The following is an 18,662-nucleotide window of genomic DNA, read 5'->3' as shown; positions in this document are numbered from 1 at the left end:
AGGCGGCCGAGTCAGCGGTCGAGAGCTGCGGCCAGCGCATCGCGCACGGTGGTGTGGCGGAACTGGTAGCCGTGCTTCTGCAGCACCGCGGGCACGGCCATCGGCCCGGTGAGCACCAGTTCGTCGGCCATCTGGCCCAGGGCGGTTCGGAGGACGAACGCCGGCACGGCGAACGGGGCCGGCCGGCGCAGCACCTCGGACAGAGCCAGGGTGAACTCCGCGTTCGTGACCGGCTCGGGGCCTGCGAGGTTGACCGGCCCCGACACGTCGGGGCGTTCCAGCAGGAACCGGATGGCTCCGACCTCGTCGTCGAGGGAGATCCAGGGGAACGCCTGCTCTCCGGTGCCGATGCGGCCGCCGAGCATCAGCGAGAACAGCGGCCGCAGCCTGCCCAGGAGGCCGCCCCGTGGCGACAGCACCGCCGACGATCGCAGCAGGACGACCCGTGCTCCTGCCAGCGCGGCCGGTGCGGTGGCGGCCTCCCAGTCGCGGCAGACCTCGGCGAGGAACCCCGCGCCGAGCGGTGCCGTCTCGTCGGCCACGTCGGAACCGGTGTCGCCGTAGTAGTTGATGCCCGACGCGTTGAGCAGGGCGGGCACGCCGTGGTCGGCGACGGCGCCTGCCAGCACCTCGGTGGGCACGTTGCGGCTGTCGCGCAGGAGTTGCTTGCGTGCACCGCTCCACGGGCGGTCGCCGATCCCGGCCCCCGCCAGGTTGACCACCGCGTCGACGCCGTCGAACGTGCCGTCGTCGATGCGGCCGGCCGGTGGGTCCCAGCTCCGCTCGTCCGGCGCGGCGGCGGGCCGTCGCACCAGGCGCAGCACCTCGTGACCCGTGGCCCGGAGATGGGCCACGAGCGAGGTTCCGATCAGGCCGGATGAGCCGGCGACGACGATGCGCACGCGGTGATCCTCGCCGAACCCGACGGAGCGCGCGAGTCGGGCGCGCGCCCCGTGCGGGTGAGTGGTCAGAGCCCGAGGTCGGCCTCGAACGCACCTTCCTCGAGACGTGCCTTGATCGCGCTGACGAAGCGGCCTGCGTCGGCCCCGTCGACGAGACGGTGGTCGTAGGTGAGTGGCAGATAACACACCGAGCGGACGGCGATGGAGTCCTCGCCGTCGGGCCCGGTGACCACCGTGGGCTGCTTCGTGATCTTGCCGGTGCCGAGGATGGCGACCTGCGGCTGGTTGATGATCGGGGTGTCGAAGAGCGCGCCGGCGCTGCCGATGTTGGTGACGGTGAACGTGCCGCCCGACAGCTCGTCCGGGCCGATCTTGTTGGACCGGGTGCGCTCGGCCACGTCGGCGATCCGCCGGGCCAGACCGGCGAGGTTCAGGTCCTCCGCGTTCTTGATCACCGGGACGAGCAGCCCGCGGGGGGTGTCCACCGCGATCGCCATGTGCACGGCGCCGTGGTAGACGACCTCCTTGGTCTCCTCGTTGATCGAGGCGTTGACCTGCGGGAAAGCCTTCAACGCCTCCACGGCCGCCTTGACGAAGAACGGCAGGAACGTCAGCTTCACGCCCTCGCGCCGCTCGAACTCGGCCTTGGCGCGGGCCCGGAGCCGTGCGATGTGGGTGACGTCCACCTCCTGCACGGTGGTGAGCTGGGCCGACACCCGCAGCGACTCGGTCATCCGCTGCGCGATCACCTGCCGCAGTCGCGGCATCTTCACGGTGGTGCCGGGCTGCGGGCCGTCGGGGGAGGGCTTCGGCATCCGCGTGGGCTCGGACGGTGCGCTCGCCGCGGGCGCGGCGGCCGCGGCCGGTGCGGGTGCGCGCTCGGGCTCCGGAGCCGGCTTGCGCGACTCGGCAGCGGCGAGCACGTCCTGCTTGCGGATGCGGCCGCCCACGCCCGTGCCGGTGATCGCCGAGAGGTCGACGTCGTGCTCCGCGGCGAGCTTGCGCACCAGCGGCGTGACGTACGGGGCTCCGCGACCGGCGTCGCCGCTCTCGGGCCGCTCCGGCTCGTCGGCCACCAGTTCGTCGCGCTCCGCCTGCTCCTCGGCCTGCTCGACGGCCTGGGCGGAGACCTTGCCGTTGGTGGAGGGATGCTCTGCCTCGGGCTCGGGAGCCGCCTGCTTCGCGGGCTCGGGCTCGGGGGCCGGCTTCTGCGCAGCCGGCTTCTCCTCGGCGGGAGCGCTCTTCGCGGGGGCGGCGGACGCGTCGCCGATCACGGCGAGCTGGCCTCCGACCTCGACCGTCTCGTCCTCACCCGCGGTGATCTCGAGGAGCGTGCCGGCGATGGGGGAGGGAATCTCGGTGTCGACCTTGTCGGTGGAGACCTCGAGCAGCGGCTCGTCGACCTCGATCGAGTCGCCCACCTGCTTGAGCCAGCGGGTGACGGTGCCTTCGGTGACGCTCTCACCGAGCTCCGGCATCGTGATGGCGGTGCCCTGGCTGGTGGACGTCGTCTCGGCACGCGGAGCGGCGGCAGGCTCGTCGGACGGCGCAGCCTGGGCCTTCGCCGGCTCGGCTGCGGCCTTCTCCTCGGCGGGCGCCTCGGCAGCAGGCGCCTTGTTGCCCTCGACGTCGCCACCCGAGTCGCTTCCGGAGTCGGAGCCGTCGCCGATCACTGCGAGCTCGCCGCCGACCTCGACCGTCTCGTCCTCGGCGGCGACGATGCGCTGCAACACGCCCGCGGCGGGCGAGGGGATCTCGGTGTCGACCTTGTCGGTGGAGACCTCGAGCAACGGCTCGTCGACCTCGACACGGTCCCCCTCCTGCTTGAGCCACCGGGTGACGGTGCCCTCGGTGACGCTCTCACCGAGGGCGGGCATCTGGACGGAGAAGGCCATATCGGGTCGGAGCTCCTCTTCCTGCGGTTCGGGTTCGGGTGGCCGGAGCAGCGGTCGGCTGCGCCTGGTCACGAGTGGCTGTGCAGCGGCTTGCCGGCCAGCGCGAGGTGGGCCTCGCCGAACGCCTCGTTCTGGGTGGGGTGGGCGTGCACCAGCGCAGCGACGTCCTCGGCCTGTGCATCCCAGTTGTAGACCAGCTGGGCCTCGCCGATGAGTTCGCCCACGCGGGCGCCGACCATGTGGATGCCGACGACGGGACCTGGTGTGCCCGTAGCCCCGGCCTTGATCAGCTTGATTGCGCCTTGTGTCTGCAGGATCTGGCTCTTGCCGTTGCCCGCGAGGTCGTAGGTCAGGGTCTGGATCTCGCCGTACTTGTCCTTGGCCTGCGCCTCGGTGAGCCCGACGGACGCGACCTCGGGCTCGCAGTAGGTGACGCGGGGGATGCCGGCCTCGTCGATCGGCGGCGGGTTGAGGCCCGCGATGTCCTCCGCGAGGAAGATGCCCTGGGCGAACCCGCGGTGGGCGAGCTGCAGCCCGGGCACGATGTCGCCGAGGGCGAAGACGTTGGGCAGGTTGGTGCGCAGCCGCTCGTCGGCGAGCACGAAACCGCGCTCCATCGCCACTCCGGCCTCCTCGAAACCGGCGTCGGCGGTGTTGGGACCGCGACCCACGGCGACCAGCAGCAGGTCGGCGTCGATCTCCTCGCCCGATTCGAGCGAGACGGTGACGGTGTCCTCGGTCTGCGTGGCACCGGTGAACCTGACGCCGGTCTTGAACGTGATCTTGCGACGGCGGAAGGCGCGCTCGAGGAGCTTGGAGGCGAACTCGTCCTCGTTGGGGACGAGCCGCGGCAGCGCCTCGACGATGGTGACCTCCGAGCCGAAGCTGCGGAACACCGAGGCGAACTCGACGCCGATCACCCCGCCACCGAGGATCACGATCCGGTCCGGTACCTCGTCGAGGTGGATGGCCTCGCTGCTGGTGATGATGCGGCCACCGATGTCGAGGCCGGGGAGCGTCCTGGAGTAGCTGCCGGTGGCGAGCACCACGTTCTTGCCCACGTAGCGGTCATCGCCGACGACGACGGTCCGCGGCCCCTCGAAGCGGCCGGTGCCCTCGACCAAGGTGATCTTGCGGGACTTCACCAGCCCCTGCAGTCCCTTGTAGAGCTTGGCGATGACGCCGTCCTTGTAGGAGTTCACGCCGGCCATGTCGATGCCGGCCAGTGAGCTCTTGACGCCGATCCGGTCGCCCTCGCGGGCGTTGTCGGCCACCTCGGCTGCGTGCAGCAGGGCCTTGGTGGGGATGCAGCCGTAGTGCAGGCACGTGCCGCCGAGCTTGTCGCGCTCGACCAGCACCACGGACATTCCCAGCTCGGCCGCCCTCAGGGCGCAGGCGTAACCGCCCGATCCGCCCCCGAGGATCACCAGGTCCGCGTTGTGCTCGGGCACGTCAGAACTCCCTCACCGAATTGCCGGCAGTGCTTGTGACAGTGGCTGTAACGCCGCTTGACCCATCTTGTCATCCGCCGTGGTCGGGTGCGGCGGCTGGTCACACGGGAGAAAACCGTCGACCTCGGACGTTGGCGCAGTCAGGAGGTGGGGCGCGATGAGCGAATTGGCGAGCGAGGGCGGGACCCGGCCGTCGAGACAGTGCCCACGCGGCACGAAGGCCGGACACGGAGGGGACGAACGGTGAGCCTCCTGGGCAGGCTCGGCCGAGGTCTCAAGGGCGGGCTCCGTGGAGCCGACTCCGGCGATGTCGCGCACCTGCGTAGCTGGGCGGAGACCCACGAGGGGGTGGAGGCGTTCGTGGAGCCCCGCACCACCGTCACCGCCACGACGATGCTCCTGGTCGACCGCGACGGCGCGTGGACACGGCGGCGCATCTCGTCGCCCGACGGCGCGCGCAAGCTGGCCCGTTCGCTGCGGATGCCGGTGTACGACGTTCAGCTGGTGGGCTATCCGCAACGGATGCGTGACCACGACGCCCGCCAGCGCATCCTGCGCGAGCGGGAACGCCGCAGGGATCTCAACGGGTAGCGGGCGGGCGCCCGGGATCAGCCGTTGGCCGCGATGTCGCTGAGCACGGCGACCAGCGTGCGGACGGGAACGCCCGTGCCACCCTTGGTGGTGTAGCCGTACGGCGCGCCGGTGTGGAACGACGGGCCCGCGATGTCGATGTGCGCCCACGGCAGGTCGGCGGGCACGAACTCCCGCAGGAAGGTGCCCGCCACCAGCATCCCGCCCCAGCGCGTGCCTGTGACGTTGGCGATGTCGGCCACGCGGGAGTCGAGCTCGCCACGCAGGTGCGGGGGCAGCGGCATGGCCCAGGCGTCCTCGCCGGTGGCGCGGCCGAGCGCGGCCACGCGGTCGCGGAACTCGTCGCTGCCCATCACGCCCGCGGTGCGCAGACCCAGTGCGATCTGCTGGGCGCCGGTGAGCGTGGAGGTCTCGATCAGGTAGTCGGGCGCGTCCTCGGCGGCTCTGGCGATCGCGTCGGCCAGGATCAGCCGGCCCTCGGCGTCGGTGTTGAGCACCTCGACGGTGCGGCCGCCGTACATACGCAGGACGTCGCCGGGACGGTATGCGGTGGCGCTGGGCATGTTCTCGGCCATCGGCACGGTCGCAGTGACCGCCACGGGTAGCTCCAGCCGGGCGGCCGCCACGGTGGCGGCGATCACGGCCGCCGCGCCGCCCATGTCGGAGGTCATGTGGTCCATGTTCGCGGCGGGCTTGATCGAGATGCCGCCGGTGTCGAACGTGATGCCCTTGCCGATCAGCGCGACCGTGGCCCGCGGTGCCGCTCCGCCCGAGTAGCGGAGCCGGACCAGCCGTGGCCCGCGCGACGAGCCCTGCCCGACGCCGAGCACGCCCCCGTATCCACCCTCGGCGAGCTCGTCGCCTGCCAGCACCTCGACCTCGATGCCCGCCGCCTCGGCCAGCTCGCGCGCGCGGGCGGCGAACGTCTCCGGGAACAGGTCGTTGGGAGGGGTGTTCACGAGGTCGCGTGCGGTGCGGACGGCCTGCGCGACGCCCGTGGCGGTGCGCAGGATCTCCGCGGCGTCCCCGTCGGTGCTGTCGGCGAGCAGGCCGACGCGGCCCACCGGCGCCCGTCCCGCGCCGTTGCTGCGGTAGTCGGTGAACGTGTAGGCCCCGAGCAGGCTGCCCTCGGCCGCGGCGGCCAGGTCGATCCGGCCCAGCGTGCTGACCGCGCTCCCGGTGCCGGCCAGCGCGCGGGCGGCCGCGCCGGAGGCCCGGCGCACGGCCTCGGCGCCCGGTGCCCCGTTCGCCTCCAGGTCACCGAGCCCGACCGCGACGAGCAGCGGTGCCGTGATCGCGCCGCGCGCGGGCAGCTTCACCACCTCGTCGGCCTTGCCGGACGCTCCCGCGATGGCGAGCAGGGCGGGCAGGTCGGCGTCGGCGCCGCGGAACGCCTCGCCCACGTCCTCGGCGCCGGGCGCCAGGCGTGGCGCGGAGTCGTCACCGCTCGCGGGCAGCAGTCCGACGACCACGGCGTCGGTCTCGGCGGTGGCGGGCGAACCGCCTTCCACATACAGATCGGTGGACACGCGCTGTCCTCTCGATGAAACGGAGTCCGCTCGAGTCGGAGCGGTTGCCGGGTGTTCCCGGGAGGCCGGACCGGACGCGGACCGGCGCAGACTAAGGCGAGATCGCTTCGAGATGGTAATGACACCGGTGTGCAGCCGGATCAGGCAGGGCCGGGTGCAAGGGTGGGGCACGTGTCCTGGAGCCTGCAACGTCGCCTCGGTACGGCCGATGCGGTGGTGCTCGGGCTGGCGGCCATGCTCGGTACGGGTGTGTTCGCGGTCTGGGCCCCTGCCGCGGGCGCGGCGGGGTCGTGGTTGCTGCTCGCGGTCCTGCTCGCCGGGGTCGTCGCGACGTGCAACGCGGGCTCCACAGCCGACCTCGCCGTGGCCCATCCCGAGAGCGGCGGCGGGTTCGTCTACGGGCGGGAGCGGCTCTCGCACGGGGCAGGCAGGCTCGCGGGTGTCGCGTTCCTGGTGGGCAAGACGGCATCGGCCGCCGCGGCGGCCGGGGTGTTCGGTGCCTACGTCCTTCCGTCGCACCCCCTGCCGACCGCGATCCTCGTGATCATCGCCGCCACGGTGCTGAACACGGCGGGTGTGCGGTGGACGGCGCGCGGGGCGTACGCGCTGGTCGGCGGCACGCTGGCCGTCCTGCTCGTCGTGGTCGTCGTCGGGTTGTTCAGCACACAGGTCGATCCCGTGGGCTCCGCCGCCACCCCGGACGTGGAGCCGGTGGCGATACGGGGCGGGGTCATCGGGGTGCTCACGGCCGCTGGGCTGGTGTTCTTCGCCTTCGCCGGCTACGCGCGCATCGCCACACTCGGGGCCGAGGTCCGCGACCCGGGTCGCACGTTGCACCGCGCCATCGCCATCGCGCTGGGCATCGCCCTCGTCACCTACATGCTGGTGGCGGTCGCGCTGCTGGTCGGCTTCGGGAGCGAACGGCTGGCCACGGAGCCCACGCCGCTGGTGGCGCTGGTCGACGCCGGGGAGGCGAGCGCTCTCGGCGTGATCGTCCGGGTCGGGGCCGCCATGGCGGCCGCATCCGCGCTGCTGGCTGTGCTGGTGGGGGTGAGTCGCACGGCATTGGCGATGGCGCAGCGTCGTGAGCTGCCGTCCGCGCTGGCCGTGGTCTGCTCGCGGGGCACCCCGTTCTGGGCCGACCTCGCGGGCGGTGTCGCGGCGATCGTGCTCGCCGTGCTCGCCGGGCCGATGGCGGCCATCGCACTGTCGGCGTGCTCCGTCCTCGTCTACTACGCCGTGATCAACCTGGCCGCCCTGCGGCTGCCTGCGTCGCAGCGGCGCTGGCCCGTCTGGTCGTCGGTGCTGGGGCTGCTGTTGTGCGTCTCGCTCTCGGTGATGCTGGCGCTGCAGCAGGTGCTCACCACGGCCGTGGCGCTGGTCGTCGGCTGGGCTGTTTGCACGGTCTTCTCCCGCCGTCGATGATCACCTGATGGAGTTCCGGAGATCGGTGACGATCCAGGCGGATCGGGACCGCGTGTTCGCGGTGCTGACCGACGTCGAGCGCTGGCCGGAGTGGACCGCATCGATGACCGCGGTGCGCCGGCTGGACGAGGGGCCGCTCGCGGTCGGCAGCCGTGCTGAGGTACGTCAGCCCCGCCTCCCCGTCGCCCGGTGGGAGGTCACGGAGATCGACCCGGCCACGGGTTTCATCTGGGAGTCGACCAGTCCCGGCGTCCGGACCGTCGGCGAGCACCTCATCGAAGCCGACGGTGCGGCGGGTGCCACCCTCGTGCAGTTACGGGTGGTCCAGCACGGTCCGGTGGGTGCGGTGTTCGGACTTCTCGCGGGCGGGCTGACCCGCCGCTACCTCGCGATGGAGGCCGACGGCCTGAAACGACGGTGCGAGCAGTAGCGTCCACGGTCGTGGACGACCTCCTGACCAGCCCGTTGCACGATCGGCACGTAGCGCTCGGGGCCACCCTCGGGGCGTTCGGCGGCTGGTCGATGCCGCTCTCCTACCCGGACGGCACGGTGGCCGAGCACACGGCGGTGCGCGAGGCCGTCGGTGTCTTCGATGTGAGCCACCTCGGCAAGCTCGCGATCACCGGGCCCGGCGCTGCGGAGTTCGTCAACCGCTGCTTCACCGCTGACCTGGGCAAGATCGGCCCGGGGCACGCGCAGTACACGCTCTGCTGCACGCCCGAGGGTGGCGTCGTCGACGACCTGATCGTCTACCTCGTGGGGCCGGACGAGGTGCTCGCGGTGCCCAACGCCGCCAACGCCGCCCAGGTCGCCGAGCTCCTGAGGGCAGCGGCCCCGGCGGGCATCGAGATCCGCGACCGCCACCGCGACCTGGCCGTGATCGCCGTGCAGGGCCCCCGTTCGGCGGAGCTGTTCGCCACCGTGTTCGGCGGGCTCGACGGAGTGACCGGCCTCGACTACATGGCGTTCACCGACGCCGGGGCGGTGCGTGTGTGTCGCACCGGCTACACCGGCGAGCGGGGCTACGAGCTCCTCGTGCCCGCCGACGAGGCGCCGGGTGTGTGGGACGCGCTGCTCGCGGCTGCCGGGCCACTCGGCGGGCGCCCGGCAGGCCTGGCCGCCCGCGACACCCTGCGCACGGAGATGGGCTACCCCCTGCACGGCCAGGACCTCTCGGTGGACATCTCCCCGGTTCAGGCAGGCAGCAGCTGGGCGGTCGGATGGTCGAAGCCCGAGTTCTGGGGCCGTGACGCCCTGATCGCCGAGAAGGAGGCAGGCCCTGCCCGCCGGCTGCGGGGGTTGCGGGCCACCGGACGCGGCGTCCCCCGCGCGGGGATGGCGGTGCTGCGCGGCGGCGAGCAGGTCGGGATCACCACGTCGGGCACGTTCTCCCCGACCCTGAAGACGGGCATCGCGCTGGCTCTGGTCGACACCGCGGCCGGGGTGGGCGCGGACGCAGAGGTGACCGTCGACGTGCGCGGACGGGCTCTGGAATGCACCGTGGTGAAGCCACCGTTCGTCCCCTCGCACGTGCGGTGACGCGCCACTGCCCACAAAGTAGGACGTCCGACTGTCGGCCTTGCTCGACCAGATAATGTAAAGACCATGGACCCGCAGTTCTCCCGGACGCTCAACCCCGCCCCGGCCACGAAGGCCCAGCGCGACGCCATCTTCGCCGACCCGGGGTTCGGCAGGTACTTCAGTGACCACATGGTCACGGTGAAGTGGTCCGCGGGAGCGGGTTGGCACGACCCGGCGGTCGTGCCCTTCGCACCGCTGCAGCTCAGCCCGGCCGCGATGGCCCTGCACTACGGGCAGACGATCTTCGAGGGCCTCAAGGCCTACCGTCAGCCCGACGGCTCCATCGCGACGTTCCGGCCCGACGCCAACGCCGCTCGCTTCCGCGGTTCCGCCGCGCGGATGGCGATGCCCGAGCTCCCCGACGAGCTGTTCTTGACGTCGCTGTCGGAGCTGCTGGCCGTCGATCACGAGTGGGTGCCGGCCGCAGGCGGGGACCACTCGTTCTACCTACGGCCCTTCATGCTGGCCACGGAGCCCGGGCTGGGAGTCAGGCCCGCGGCGGAGTACCTCTACATCCTGATCGGCGGCCCGGCCGGAGCGTACTTCCCCGGGGGCAGCATCGTGCCCGTGGACGTGTGGCTGACCACCGACTACACGAGGGCGGCGCTCGGCGGCACCGGCACGGCCAAGTGCGGCGGCAACTACGCGGCCTCGCTGCTGCCGCAGGCCCAGGCTGCGGAACACGGTTGCGCGCAGGTGGCCTACCTCGATGCCGTGGAGCGCACGTGGGTCGAGGAGATGGGGTCGAACAACATGTTCTTCGTGTTCGGCTCCGGCGAGCAGGCCGAGGTCGTCACTCCGTCGCTGACCGGCACGATCCTGAGCGGGATCATCCGAGACTCCGTGCTCGTGCTGGCCAAGGAGCTGGGCTGCCAGGTCACCGAGCGGCGGGTGTCGGGCCAGGAGGTGCTCGAGGGCGTGGCGGACGGCCGCATCACCGAGATCTTCGGCAGCGGCACAGCCGCCGTGGTCGCGCCGATCGGCGGGGTCAAGCATGCGGGTGGTGAGGTGCGGATCCCAGGCGGTGAGCCGGGCGAGGTCACGATGAAGCTGCGCGGGATGCTCACGAGCATCCAGTGCGGCACCGCGCCGGACACGCACTCCTGGATGCGCACGCTGGTGCCCGCCTGACGACCTCAGGCCGCGCTGCTCACCAGCCCGCGCTGCCCGTCGGTCCTCCCGTTGCGAGCAGCACCAGCGCCGCGGTGGTGGCGACCTCGCTCGCTGCGCCGAGCACGTCGCCGGTCATGCCGCCGAAGCGGCGGGCCGTGTGCCAGGACAGGGCCACAACGAGGACGGCACCGACGCCGATCGCCAGCACGCCCCGCCAGCCCCACCCCAGGAAACCGGCGACGGCGAGCACGATCCACCAGGCCGGGGCCATCCACCACGGTTGAGAGCCGGCGACCGTGGACCCGAGCCCGCCGGGGCGGGCCGCGGGGACTCCGCGCCGGCACACCCACGCGAACGCCGCGCGGCCCGTCGCGCACGCGAGCGCCACGGCGGCGAGCGCGGTCACACCACGCGGCGCGAGGGCGGCCAGCGCCGAGGCCTGGGTGCCCAGCGCCACCAGCAGCGTGACCACCGCGAACGGCCCCGCCCCGCCGTCGCGCATCACGGCGAGGGCGCGCTCCGGCGGGCCGAAGCAGCCCAGGCCGTCGGCGGTGTCGGCGAGCCCGTCCACGTGCATCCCACGCGTGGCCCCGGCCAGGAACCCGACGGTGAGCAACCCGGCGGCGAGGCCAGGCACCCCGAGCGCTCCCAGGCCCAGCAGAACCCCGCCGGCCACGGCACCGAGCAGCGCGCCGACGATCGGAGCCCACCGGATCGCCGCGGCGGCGACGGGCGCTGCCGGCGCATCCGTCCGCACCGGCAGCACGGTGAGCCAGCTCAGCGCCAGCGCCCAGCCCTTCACGTCCGGGTCCCGGCGCACGCGAGCCCGGCGACTCGCGCACGTGAACCGGGCGACTCGCGCTCGCGGAACGGGCGAGTAGCGGCCGGTGCGCCGGGCCAGGCGTGCATGGTCACGTGAGTCCGAGATCCGCGGCCGTCGCTGTCTCGGCGAGCAGCCGTGCCGCCATCTGCAGCAGCGGGACGACGGTGGTGGCGCCCGTGCCGTCGCCGACCCGGATGCCCAGGTCGAGCACCGGCGTCAGGCCCAGGTGTTCGACGGCGAGCGTCATCGCCGGTTCGGGCGAGCGCTGCGCCACCAGCCACCACTCCCGGGCACCGGGCGCGAGCTCTTCGGCCAGCAGCGCGCCCGTGCCGACCACGAGCCCGTCGAGCACCACCGGCGTGCGGCGCAGTGCCGCTTGCAGGCAGAACCCGGTGAGCGCGGCGAGGTCGGAGCCGCCGGCGACGCGCAGCAACGCCAGTGGGTCACGGGTGTGCTCCCTGGTGCGGCGTAGCGCGTCGCGGACGGCCGCGGCCTTGCGCATCCACGCGTTGTCGTCGATGCCGCTGCCGCGCCCGACGACGGCGACCGGCTCGGTACCGGTCAGGGCGGCCACCAGCACAGAGGCCGCGGTGGTGGCACCGACGCCGATCGAGGCGGGCAGGAGCAGGTCGGCCCCCGCGTCCACCTCCTCGTCGGCCAGCGCCCGCCCGATCCGGAAGGCGCGTTCGGCCTCCTCTGCGGTGAGAGCGTCCTCGCGGTCGATGCGCCCGGAGCCGCGGCGCACCCGATAGCGGTCGACGGTCTCGGCGTCGTGGTCGAGCCCGATGTCGACGACCCGCACCGAGACCCCGGCGACGGGGGCCAGCACGGCGACCGGGGCGGTGCTCTCGCGCACCGCGGCCACCTGTCGCACCGTGGCGTCGCCCGCATGGGCCGACACTCCCGCTGCGGCGATGCCGTGGTCGGCCGCGATGACGACAACCCGCGGCCGGGCGGGCGGCCGGGGCGGGCAGGCGCCCTGCGCCGCGGCGAGCCAGACGCCCAGCTCGGCGAGGCGGCCGAGGGCGCCGTCGGCGACCGCGAGCTCGGCGAACCGGGCGACTGCTGCGCGGCGGGCGTCGACGTCCGGGGCGGTGACGGCAGGCAGGTCCACGTCCCTATCCAACAGCGCAGAACACCCGTAGCCCGCCGCGGGGCCTACTTGAGTCGCAACGGCAGACCGGCCACCAGCAGCAGCACTTCGTCGCACACCGCGGCGAGCGCTGCGTTGGCAGCGCCCAGCTCGTCACGGAACAGGCGCCCGGCCCGCGTCGGCGGAACGACACCCAGCCCGACCTCGGCGGAGACCAGCACGATTCGGCCGGGACATGCGGCCACGGCGTCGACCAGCTCGGCCACCTCGGCGCCGACGGCAGGCGGGACCTGCGCGGACTCCCAAGCGCCTGCGTCGTCCAGCAGGCCGGTCAGCCACGTCGCCATGTCGTCCACCAGCAGCGGGCCGCCTCCCGCTCGCACCAGCCGGGGGAGGTCGGGATCCTCCACAGTGGTCCAACCCTCGGGCCTGCGGGCGCGGTGCGCGTCGATCCGGGCCGACCACTCGGCGTCGTCCTCGCGGCGCCGCGCCGTGGCCACGTAGCGGACGGGGGCGTCGGCGGGCAGCAGGTCCTCGGCATAGCGCGACTTGCCCGACCGCGTGCCACCGAGCACGAGCGTGCGGCGTCCGGTGACCACACGCCACGCTAACCTGACCACCATGGCATTCCGGTGGCGGTACCTGAACGCGGCCGGCGACCAGGTCGACGGGCCCGACGAGCAGTTCGAGGACCAGCAACAGGCCGAGGACTGGTTCTCGGCCGAATGGCAACTGCTGCGCGCTACGGGCGTCGACGCCGTCACGCTCCTCGACGACGACCACGAGGTCTACGGCCCGATGAGCCTGCACGAGGCCTGAAAGGCCCTGCCGCGGGAGCCGCGGCAGGGGACCCAGTGCCGTGGAACTAGGGGTTGGCGCCTCGCTGCACGCGTGGCTTCGGCATCCGCAACTTTCGGAGCTGGCTCGCGCGCGTGAAGGCGTACCAGCCGACCGACAGCGGGCTGATCGTCTCGTTCGGGAACTTCGCGCGCGCCTTACGGGTGACCGTGACGCCGAGGAAGATCCCCTCGACGACCATGACGGAGAGCGCGATCAGGCTGAACAGGCTGAGGTACTGCTGCGCCGCGGGGAACGGCACGAGCAGCGACAGCACGACGATCACCGCGAGCGGCATGAACAGGCCCATGATGTGCGGCCGGGAGTCCACGACGTCGCGGACGTAGGCCTTCACCGGCCCGCGGTCGCGCGGCATGAGGTACCGCTCGTCGCCCGCGGCCATGCGCTCGCGCCGCTCGGCGGCGTCGCGGCGGCGCTGATCCTTGTCGGGCCGGTTGGCCCGGGCCAGGCGGGAGGCCTCGCGCTGGGTGCGGGGCGGGGGCGGGGCAGGGCCACGGCGCCGGGTCTCCGCCTCGCGGCGCTTCGGCGTGGGCCGGCCCTTGCCGGCGGTGCGGCCGTTGTCCCCGGGGCCCTGCGTGACATCGGTGTCGGGAGCGTCCGCGCTGACGGCGGACGGTGTTGAGCGGCGCAGGAACCTCACGGCTGTAACCATACGGGCGATACGGTGCCGGGCATGCGAGTGGTTGTGGCTCCCGACTCCTTCGGCGGAACCTTGAGCGCGACGGCCGCGGCCGACGCGATCGCGGCGGGTTGGCGGCGCAGCGCGCCGGACGACGATCTGCGGTTGCTCCCGCTGGCCGACGGCGGCACCGGATTCGTCGAGGTGCTGCACACCGCCCTCGGCGGAGAGTGGCACGAGCTCGACGTCACCGGCCCGTTCGGTGACCCGGTGCACGCCCGCTGGCTACGGATCGGCTCCACGGCCTACCTGGAGTCGGCGGCGGCGTGCGGCCTGCACTTCGTCCCGCGGGACCGGCGCGTTCCCGAGACCGCCCGCACCGTCACCACGCGGGGCGTCGGCGAACTCGTGGCCTCGGCACGGGACGCAGGCGTCACCGAGGTGGTCATCGGGCTGGGCGGCTCGGCCACCACCGACGGAGGCGCCGGGATGCTGGCCGCCCTCGGCGCGGTGACCGTCGACGACGCCGGGAAGCCTCTCCCGCCCGGGGGCGCGCCGCTGGCCCGCAGCGCGCGCCTCGATGGCCGGCCCGAGCTCGGCGGGGTGCGGCTGGTCGCGGCGGCCGACGTCGACAACCCGCTGCTCGGCGAGCACGGCGCCGCCGCCGTCTTCGGGCCGCAGAAGGGTGCCGACGCCGCCGCCGTCGCCGAACTCGACGCCGCACTGGCCCGTTTCGCCGACGTCCTGGCCGCAGGCCTCGGCACCGACGTGCGGGACGAGCCGGGAGCGGGCGCGGCGGGCGGCCTCGGGGCGGCGTTGCTGGCCTGCGGCGCAGGCCGCGTGTCCGGAGCCGGCCTGGTCCGCGAGCTCGTCGGACTCGACGCCGAGCTCGACAAGGCCCAGCTCGCCATCACGGGCGAGGGGAGTTTCGACTGGCAGTCGCTGCGCGGGAAGCTCATCACCGCTGTGGCGAAGGGGGCGGCCGAGCGCGGGGTGCCCTGCATCGTGATGGCGGGCCAGGTGTCCGTCGGCCGTCGGGAGGCTGCGGCTGTGGGCGTCGAGTCGGCGTACTCGGTGGCCGAGGACGCCGGTGGTGTGGAGGCGTCGATGGCCGACCCGGCGGGCACGCTTGCCGCGCTCGCGGAGCGTGTCGCCGCCCAGTGGAGCCGCTGAAAGTGGCCCGGGTCACCCCGTTCGTGGCGGGGGGCCCACCACTGCGCAAGGGCCTACTATGAAGGTAGAAACCGGAAAATCCCGGACCGGCCCCGCCGGAACGGCACTGCCGGAACAGCACCGCCCCGATCGTTGTTGGGAGAGCCATGACCGTCGATAACACGACCGATGTCGTCACCGAGACGCACGGCGTCGAGCTGACCGACACCGCCGCCGCCAAGGCGAAGGCCCTGCTCGACCAGGAGGGCCGTGACGACATGCACCTGCGCATCGCCGTTCAGCCGGGCGGTTGCGCCGGCCTGCGCTACCAGCTGTTCTTCGACGACCGGTCGCTGGACGGCGACCTGTTCCGCGACTTCCACGGCCTCAAGGTCGGTGTCGACCGCATGAGCGCGCCCTACCTGCAGGGCGCCGTGATCGACTTCGTCGACAGCATCGAGAAGCAGGGCTTCACGATCGACAACCCCAACGCGGGCGGTTCCTGCGCCTGCGGCGACTCGTTCAACTGACGGTTTCGTCCGGCACGTTGTGCCGGACCACGAACCCCGGCTAGGAGCTTTTGGTTCCCCAGCCGGGGTTCGTTGCGTAGTGGGCCCGGTAGGGTTCCTGATCGTGCCTATTGCCGTCACCGGATCCATCGCCACCGACCAGCTCATGCACTTCCCGGGCCTGTTCGTCGATCAACTGGTCGCGGATCAGCTCGACCGGCTCTCCCTGAGCTTCCTGGTCGACGACATGGTGATCCGCCCGGGCGGGGTGGCGGGCAACATCTCCTACGCGCTCGGCGTGCTGGGCCAGTCGCCGCTCCTGGTGGGCGCCGTGGGCGCCGACTTCGGCGAGTACCGCGCCCGGCTCGAGGCCAACGGCGTGGACTGCTCTGCCGTGCTCGTCTGCAAGGACGTCAACACCGCCCGCTTCGTCTGCACCACCGACGACGACATGCGCCAGCTCGCGTCGTTCTACACCGGCGCCATGGCCCGCTCCCGCGAGATCTCCCTCGCCCCGCTCGTCGGCCGGGTGGAGCTGGTGCTCGTCGGGGCCAACGACCCCGACGCCATGCTGCGCCACACCGACGAGTGCCGTGAGCTGGGGCTGCCCTTCGCGGCCGACCCGAGCCAGCAGCTGGCACGCATGGAGGGCCCGGAGATCCGCAGGCTCGTCGAGGGCGCCCGCTACCTGCTCACCAACGACTACGAGTGGGAGCTCCTGCTCAAGAAGACCGGCTGGACCGAGACGCAGGTCGCGGAGAAGATCGACATCCGGATCACCACGCACGGCGAGAAGGGCGTGGAGATCTACGGGCGGGAGACGCTCAAGGTCGGCGTCGTCCCGGAGACCAGCAAGGTCGACCCCACGGGCGTGGGCGACGCCTTCCGCGCCGGGTTCCTCGCCGCAGTGGAGGGCGGGCTCTCCCTGGAGCGGGCCGCGCAGCTCGGCTCGCTCATCGCCGTGCAGGTCCTCGAGACCGACGGCCCGCAGGAGTGGACGTGGGACCGTGCGGACGCCCTGGAGCGGCTGCGCGACGCCTACGGCCCGGACGCCGCCACCGAGATCGAGCGGGTTCTGCCTGCCTGACCCCGACCTCGCTCCTGCCGCGGTGAACGTGGGCGGGAGCGGCTCGTCGCAACCGGATGAGCACGTCCGCGCGTTGTCGCCGGCTTCGTCCTGCGAACCGAACCCGCCGCGTGCCCGGAGACTGCACCCTGCCGTCGTCATGCCCGCGGTTCGACTTCCTCGTCCGTGTCCGTGCCGAAAGCGTCGGAAATACTTGACGTGTCGGAGATTTCCGACGTAATCTCGGGACGTGTCCGACGACGCCGTGTTCCTCGCCTTGGCCAACCCGGTACGCCGGCGGCTGCTGGAACTTCTTGCCGACGGACCCCGCACCGCCGGTGACCTCGCTGGGCAGTTCGACCTGAGTCGTCCTGCCGTCGCCGAGCACCTGCAGGTGTTGCGGCGTGCCGACCTCGTCCGTGACGAGCCGGTCGGACGCCAACGGCACTACCACCTGACCCCGCAACCGCTCGAACAGCTCACCGACTGGCTGCATCCGTTCGAACGGATCTGGCGTGAGCGTCTGCGCGCTCTCGCCGACATCATGGAGGACGAGGACACGCCGTGACCGAGACCCGCATCGCCACCATCGAGGTCGACCAGTTCATCGCTGCACCCCCGGAGAAGGTCTGGCGCGGCCTGACCGACCCTGAACTCCTCGCCCGCTGGTGGGTGCCCAGCGACATCGCCGCCGTCGTCGGCCACCGATTCCACCTACAGATGCCCGGCTTCGGCCCACAGCCCTGCGAGGTGCTGGAGGTCGAACCCCATGAGCGGCTCGTCTACACCTTCGCCAACTGGACGCTGACCTGGCGCCTGGTCGCCGAAGGCCACGGCACCCGCCTCCTGCTCGAACACTCCGGGTTCGACCTCGACGACAAGCGCGAACGTGACGCCTTCGACCGCATGGGGCCAGGCTGGCGCGACGCGGTCCTGCCCCGACTCGCCCGCCTTGCCACCGAACTCACCGAACTCGACCGACCGGCGTAGCGGTCGGCGCGGGGTCACCCGTCCGAAGCGGCCGCTGCGGTGCCGGCCGCCAGCTCGAAGGATCGAGCCCGGTCCACGATGTCGTACACGGGCGTGACGAGCATCAGCTCGTCCGCTCCGGTCCGTACGGCGAGGTCGCTCAGCTGCCGGGCCACGGAGTCCGGACCACCCAGCACCTGGTCCCTCCGGTAGTCGTCCACGAACTGCTGTTCCTCCGCCGTGAACGCGTGCCCCGCGGCCTCCGCTCGCGGGAGCAGCGAGCCGGGCTTCCCGGTGGCGAGAAGGGCTCGCCACAGGTAGGCGGGCCGGGCCAGCTCGTCGGCCCTGTCGTCCGTGCCGGCGCAGATGGTGTGTACCGCCACCAGCGCATAGCTCCGGGATGCCCATCGCGACGGCCGGAAGTTCTCGCGGTAGAGGGCGATGGCGGCGTCGGTGTTCTCCGGGCGCAGGTGGTGGGCGAACGCCAATGGAAGGCCCAGCTCCGCGGCGAGGGCGGCACCGGCCGTTGACGAGGACAGCAGCCAGGGTGCGGTAGCGCTCTCGAACTCCGGGAGCACCGTGACGGCCGGCTCGGCGGAGTCCTGGGCGATGAACCCGAGCAGGTCGCGGACGTGCTGTTCGTAGTGGTCGCCGTCGGCGTCCGGGTCGCCTCGCCGCAGCGAACGGATGGCTGCGGCGTTCCGCGTCCCCGGCCCGCGGCCGATCCCCAGGTCGACCCGGCCGGGATGCAGGGCGTCGAGCGTGGCGAACTGCTCGGCGACGGCGAGGGGTGAGTGGTTGTTCAGCATCACACCGCCCGAGCCGACCCGGATACCGGACGTGGCCGCGATGATCTGCCCGATCAGGACGGCCGGGGCGGCGCTGGCCGACGAGGCCGAGCTGTGGTGTTCGGCGACCCAGAACCGGCGATAGCCGAACTTCTCCACCCGGCGGGCGAGTTCGACGGTGCTGGTGAGGGCGTGGCGTGCCCCACGCCCCCGCTCCACCCACGACAGGTCCATCGCAGACAAGGGCACGGAGAGCATGCCCTCGAACGTAACGAGATCCGAGCAGCCGCCCGGGTCC

The 18,662-nt window shown here is 72.6% G+C and carries 20 protein-coding genes; 11 read left to right on the top strand and 9 right to left on the bottom strand.

Annotated elements, in window-relative coordinates; translation table 11 throughout:
* Window positions 1–11 precede the first annotated feature (11 nt).
* From ACQPZQ_RS32680 to lpdA, 3 genes are all read right to left on the bottom strand, one after another.
* Window positions 12–902 carry a TIGR01777 family oxidoreductase gene (locus ACQPZQ_RS32680; protein WP_433287229.1) on the bottom strand — a complete coding sequence of 297 codons (891 nt, stop codon included), beginning with the start codon at window positions 900–902 and terminating at the stop codon, window positions 12–14.
* A gap of 65 nt (window positions 903–967) precedes the next feature.
* Window positions 968–2,797 carry a 2-oxoglutarate dehydrogenase, E2 component, dihydrolipoamide succinyltransferase gene (gene sucB, locus ACQPZQ_RS32675; protein ID WP_433287227.1) on the bottom strand — a complete coding sequence of 610 codons (1,830 nt, stop codon included), beginning with the start codon at window positions 2,795–2,797 and terminating at the stop codon, window positions 968–970.
* A 68-nt stretch (window positions 2,798–2,865) separates the two neighbouring features.
* On the bottom strand, window positions 2,866–4,248 hold the full coding sequence (lpdA, locus tag ACQPZQ_RS32670) for a dihydrolipoyl dehydrogenase (RefSeq protein ID WP_241042828.1): 1,383 nt from the start codon (window positions 4,246–4,248) through the stop codon (window positions 2,866–2,868).
* A gap of 243 nt (window positions 4,249–4,491) precedes the next feature.
* Between lpdA and ACQPZQ_RS32665 the strand changes: the two genes are divergently transcribed.
* Complete coding sequence (locus ACQPZQ_RS32665) at window positions 4,492–4,839, top strand: oxidoreductase (protein WP_433287225.1); 348 nt, start codon at window positions 4,492–4,494, stop codon at window positions 4,837–4,839.
* A gap of 17 nt (window positions 4,840–4,856) precedes the next feature.
* On the opposite strand, the gene ACQPZQ_RS32660 is transcribed toward ACQPZQ_RS32665, so the two are convergent.
* Complete coding sequence (locus ACQPZQ_RS32660; protein ID WP_433287223.1) at window positions 4,857–6,368, bottom strand: leucyl aminopeptidase; 1,512 nt, start codon at window positions 6,366–6,368, stop codon at window positions 4,857–4,859.
* 171 nt (window positions 6,369–6,539) lie between these two features.
* Between ACQPZQ_RS32660 and ACQPZQ_RS32655 the strand changes: the two genes are divergently transcribed.
* From ACQPZQ_RS32655 to ACQPZQ_RS32640, 4 genes are all read left to right on the top strand, one after another.
* Window positions 6,540–7,793: an APC family permease gene (locus ACQPZQ_RS32655; RefSeq protein WP_433287222.1), complete on the top strand. Its 1,254-nt coding sequence runs from the start codon at window positions 6,540–6,542 to the stop codon at window positions 7,791–7,793.
* Window positions 7,794–7,800: 7 nt separating this feature from the next.
* A complete protein-coding gene (locus ACQPZQ_RS32650) occupies window positions 7,801–8,223 on the top strand; it encodes an SRPBCC family protein (RefSeq protein WP_433287220.1) in 423 nt (140 codons plus the stop codon).
* Window positions 8,224–8,234: 11 nt separating this feature from the next.
* Window positions 8,235–9,332: a glycine cleavage system aminomethyltransferase GcvT gene (gene gcvT / locus ACQPZQ_RS32645; RefSeq protein ID WP_433287218.1), complete on the top strand. Its 1,098-nt coding sequence runs from the start codon at window positions 8,235–8,237 to the stop codon at window positions 9,330–9,332.
* Window positions 9,333–9,398: 66 nt separating this feature from the next.
* Window positions 9,399–10,505, top strand: a complete 1,107-nt coding sequence (locus tag ACQPZQ_RS32640) for a branched-chain amino acid aminotransferase (protein ID WP_433287216.1) — start codon at window positions 9,399–9,401, stop codon at window positions 10,503–10,505.
* 19 nt (window positions 10,506–10,524) lie between these two features.
* Here the strand turns inward: ACQPZQ_RS32640 and ACQPZQ_RS32635 are convergent, their stop codons facing one another.
* The 3 genes from ACQPZQ_RS32635 to ACQPZQ_RS32625 all read right to left on the bottom strand — a co-directional run bounded on the left by ACQPZQ_RS32635 (window position 10,525) and on the right by ACQPZQ_RS32625 (window position 13,026).
* A complete protein-coding gene (locus ACQPZQ_RS32635) occupies window positions 10,525–11,307 on the bottom strand; it encodes an adenosylcobinamide-GDP ribazoletransferase (protein WP_433287214.1) in 783 nt (260 codons plus the stop codon).
* A gap of 91 nt (window positions 11,308–11,398) precedes the next feature.
* Complete coding sequence (gene cobT / locus ACQPZQ_RS32630) at window positions 11,399–12,439, bottom strand: nicotinate-nucleotide--dimethylbenzimidazole phosphoribosyltransferase (RefSeq protein ID WP_433299469.1); 1,041 nt, start codon at window positions 12,437–12,439, stop codon at window positions 11,399–11,401.
* 29 nt (window positions 12,440–12,468) lie between these two features.
* Entirely contained in the window at window positions 12,469–13,026 is a 558-nt protein-coding gene (locus tag ACQPZQ_RS32625; protein ID WP_433287212.1) for a bifunctional adenosylcobinamide kinase/adenosylcobinamide-phosphate guanylyltransferase, read from the bottom strand.
* Between ACQPZQ_RS32625 and ACQPZQ_RS32620 the strand changes: the two genes are divergently transcribed.
* Window positions 13,025–13,222, top strand: a complete 198-nt coding sequence (locus ACQPZQ_RS32620; RefSeq protein WP_433287210.1) for a hypothetical protein — start codon at window positions 13,025–13,027, stop codon at window positions 13,220–13,222. The two genes, ACQPZQ_RS32625 and ACQPZQ_RS32620, sit on opposite strands and share 2 nt — an antisense overlap.
* A gap of 46 nt (window positions 13,223–13,268) precedes the next feature.
* Here the strand turns inward: ACQPZQ_RS32620 and ACQPZQ_RS32615 are convergent, their stop codons facing one another.
* Window positions 13,269–13,901 (bottom strand): DUF3043 domain-containing protein, encoded by a 633-nt coding sequence (locus tag ACQPZQ_RS32615; protein WP_433287208.1) that lies wholly within the window; start codon window positions 13,899–13,901, stop codon window positions 13,269–13,271.
* A gap of 33 nt (window positions 13,902–13,934) precedes the next feature.
* On the opposite strand from ACQPZQ_RS32615, the gene ACQPZQ_RS32610 reads away from it, so the two are divergent.
* The 5 genes from ACQPZQ_RS32610 to ACQPZQ_RS32590 all read left to right on the top strand — a co-directional run bounded on the left by ACQPZQ_RS32610 (window position 13,935) and on the right by ACQPZQ_RS32590 (window position 17,597).
* Window positions 13,935–15,053 carry a glycerate kinase family protein gene (locus ACQPZQ_RS32610; RefSeq protein WP_433287206.1) on the top strand — a complete coding sequence of 373 codons (1,119 nt, stop codon included), beginning with the start codon at window positions 13,935–13,937 and terminating at the stop codon, window positions 15,051–15,053.
* A 146-nt stretch (window positions 15,054–15,199) separates the two neighbouring features.
* Window positions 15,200–15,562 (top strand): HesB/IscA family protein, encoded by a 363-nt coding sequence (locus ACQPZQ_RS32605; protein WP_241042839.1) that lies wholly within the window; start codon window positions 15,200–15,202, stop codon window positions 15,560–15,562.
* 145 nt (window positions 15,563–15,707) lie between these two features.
* Window positions 15,708–16,628, top strand: coding sequence for a carbohydrate kinase family protein (locus tag ACQPZQ_RS32600; protein ID WP_433299467.1), 921 nt, complete (start codon window positions 15,708–15,710; stop codon window positions 16,626–16,628).
* A 229-nt stretch (window positions 16,629–16,857) separates the two neighbouring features.
* Window positions 16,858–17,175: an ArsR/SmtB family transcription factor gene (locus tag ACQPZQ_RS32595; RefSeq protein WP_433287204.1), complete on the top strand. Its 318-nt coding sequence runs from the start codon at window positions 16,858–16,860 to the stop codon at window positions 17,173–17,175.
* Window positions 17,172–17,597 (top strand): SRPBCC family protein, encoded by a 426-nt coding sequence (locus ACQPZQ_RS32590; RefSeq protein WP_433287202.1) that lies wholly within the window; start codon window positions 17,172–17,174, stop codon window positions 17,595–17,597. The genes ACQPZQ_RS32595 and ACQPZQ_RS32590 overlap by 4 nt, the downstream gene beginning before the upstream one ends.
* A 14-nt stretch (window positions 17,598–17,611) precedes the next feature.
* On the opposite strand, the gene ACQPZQ_RS32585 is transcribed toward ACQPZQ_RS32590, so the two are convergent.
* On the bottom strand, window positions 17,612–18,622 hold the full coding sequence (locus ACQPZQ_RS32585; protein ID WP_433287200.1) for an MsnO8 family LLM class oxidoreductase: 1,011 nt from the start codon (window positions 18,620–18,622) through the stop codon (window positions 17,612–17,614).
* Window positions 18,623–18,662 lie beyond the last annotated feature (40 nt).

This window comes from Pseudonocardia sp. CA-142604 (genome assembly GCF_050948475.1).
Taxonomy (GTDB): Bacteria; Actinomycetota; Actinomycetes; order Mycobacteriales; family Pseudonocardiaceae; genus Pseudonocardia; species Pseudonocardia alaniniphila.
The sequence above is the reverse complement of the archived record's forward strand: the minus strand, read 5'-3'. Positions and strand labels throughout refer to the sequence as shown.

Coding starts and splice junctions, on each gene's coding strand:
- ACQPZQ_RS32610 (WP_433287206.1), top strand. CDS start 13,935: ATGCGAGTGGTTGTGGCTCCCGACTCCTTCGGCGGAACCTTGAGCGCG.
- sucB (WP_433287227.1), bottom strand. CDS start 2,797: ATGGCCTTCTCCGTCCAGATGCCCGCCCTCGGTGAGAGCGTCACCGAG.
- ACQPZQ_RS32625 (WP_433287212.1), bottom strand. CDS start 13,026: ATGGTGGTCAGGTTAGCGTGGCGTGTGGTCACCGGACGCCGCACGCTC.
- ACQPZQ_RS32650 (WP_433287220.1), top strand. CDS start 7,801: ATGGAGTTCCGGAGATCGGTGACGATCCAGGCGGATCGGGACCGCGTG.
- ACQPZQ_RS32640 (WP_433287216.1), top strand. CDS start 9,399: ATGGACCCGCAGTTCTCCCGGACGCTCAACCCCGCCCCGGCCACGAAG.
- ACQPZQ_RS32585 (WP_433287200.1), bottom strand. CDS start 18,622: ATGCTCTCCGTGCCCTTGTCTGCGATGGACCTGTCGTGGGTGGAGCGG.
- ACQPZQ_RS32605 (WP_241042839.1), top strand. CDS start 15,200: ATGACCGTCGATAACACGACCGATGTCGTCACCGAGACGCACGGCGTC.
- ACQPZQ_RS32600 (WP_433299467.1), top strand. CDS start 15,708: ATGCACTTCCCGGGCCTGTTCGTCGATCAACTGGTCGCGGATCAGCTC.
- ACQPZQ_RS32620 (WP_433287210.1), top strand. CDS start 13,025: ATGGCATTCCGGTGGCGGTACCTGAACGCGGCCGGCGACCAGGTCGAC.